The 1,995-nt window shown below is 40.6% G+C and carries 1 protein-coding gene; it reads left to right on the plus strand.

Going from position 1 to position 1,995, the window contains the following annotated elements; genetic code table 11:
• Positions 1-804: 804 nt before the first annotated feature.
• On the plus strand, positions 805-1,995 hold a 1,191-nt coding region (locus P7J36_RS07125; RefSeq protein ID WP_408562439.1), incomplete at its 3' end, for a G5 domain-containing protein.

A 1,995-nucleotide genomic window follows, 5' to 3' on the forward strand; every position in this document is an offset into this window, starting at 1 on the left:
TAACGCGTTTTCTAAAATCAATTCCGTAAGTCATAAGTCTATTTTATCATACATCAAATAAAAACTAAACAACTATAATGGTGCGTGAAACCAGAAGTCGACAGATAGCTATTCAGTCGGTCTTTTATTGCTTTGACGTGTGAAGATTTCCAGTGGAGTTTTCATACTATTCGAAAATCAGACGTTGTTGTCTTGATTTGATGACTGAAAAGCTCCTGAGGAGTTTTTAGCTTACCAACGTCCAAGCTAAAAGACCAGGAACCGTTAGCTAATTGCGACTCTAACCAGTGAGATAGGTTTTGTTTATTTTTGCTGTACTTGTAAGAGGATTTTATATCATATCCCATGTATACCGTAGCGGGATCAACAAGATTTTTGGAACTGGTGAAGGGGGAATGCACAATCTAAAAAAAGGTGTGCGAATTGTCAGTCAGTAGTTGGTATTATTGCGATTCAATCGCTATACTGAGATTTGGCATAGATTTTGAGAATAGGTACTGGTGGTATAAAGGTAAAATTGAACTCTGTAATCTTTTTAATACTGGATTAGAGAGATTTTTTAATATGTGTATTATAGTCCTTCAGTTTTACTTTAATAGTTTAACTAAGTGCTAGCTCAACTGCCAACCATCTTTCGTCCAAGGTGGATTACTGAAACAAACTGACCACTTAATCAAAATCAGACTAGCTTTCGCAGAGGAAAGTTGGGATGGCTCGCACGCAATTCCTTTCTTTTCTCTAAATGCACGTGAGGTCGAAAATGTTTGCTTTTGATTTTTCTATAAAATATTAAGGAAGTATTATATGAAACAAAATTCTGGACAGACCGTCCATCGCTTTTCTTTGAGAAAAACATCGTTTGGACTAGTATCTGCTACCATTGCTAGTCTTTTCATGCTGTTTTCATTTTCTTCAGAAAGACAGGTATTTGCTGAAGATAGTGCCAAAACAGTGCATTATCGCTATGTTGCAGAAGATGAATTAACAGCGTCAGAAAAGCAATTAATCGTAAATGAATTACCGAAATTAGTAGAAGAAAGTGACAATACCTATTACTTGATTTATAAGCCCAAGCAGTCAGTATCGGGAGAAATATTGCCCGCTACTGGAGATGAATGGTTGGGGCAAGTAACAGGAGCACTTGTTGGAGCAGGGTTGCTGATTTTGGCTATCCGTAAAGGTCGTAAGGGGAAAAAAGAGTTTGCGGGATTGTTCATTTTAGGGGCGACAGGCTCATTGTTATTAGCACCTCCCGCCTTTTCTTTAACCAATCAAACCTTGGCTCGCTTTAATCAGGAATTATCTATCAGTGTAGGTGAACAATTGCCAGAACCGATGGCCATTGAGGGCTATAGATATATTGGTTACATAAAGGAAAGTAAGAGTGATGAAATAGTAAAACCGATTCATCCTAACTCTGAGTTACCGGGTACAGACAATGCTGTCAATACGACTAAACCAAGTTTGGCCGTTGAGCATGTAGATAGTGTTCAAACTGAACCCATCGCCTATGAGATCCAAGAGGTTCCCAATAATGAACTCCTAGCAGGTGAGACCGTTGTCAGCCAAGAAGGCTTAGAGGGCGTACGTACCATTGTCACCCGTAGCTATACTGTCGACGGTCAGGTTGTTAAGACCGAGGAAATTTCGAACACGATAACGACCCCAGCCATTCCAAGAATCGTTCAAGTCGGTACTAAGGTGGTAGAGGAAGTGGCACAAGATGCCCCAAGTCATGAACTGCCAAGCCTAGATATTGTGGAAAGTGATACAAGCTATACTGAACCTGTCGCCTATGATACCCTTGAAATCCCTAATAACGAACTCCTAGCAGGTGAGACGGTTGTCAGCCAAGAAGGCGTAGAGGGCGAGCGTACCATTGTTACCCGTAGCTATACTGTCGATGGTCAGGTTGTTAAGACAGAGGAAATTTCGAACACGATAACGACCCCAGCCACTCCAAGAATCGTTCAAGTCGGTACTAAGGTCGTAGAG

It is taken from the genome of Streptococcus suis (genome assembly GCF_046032115.1).
GTDB lineage: Bacteria > Bacillota > Bacilli > Lactobacillales > Streptococcaceae > Streptococcus > Streptococcus suis_AJ.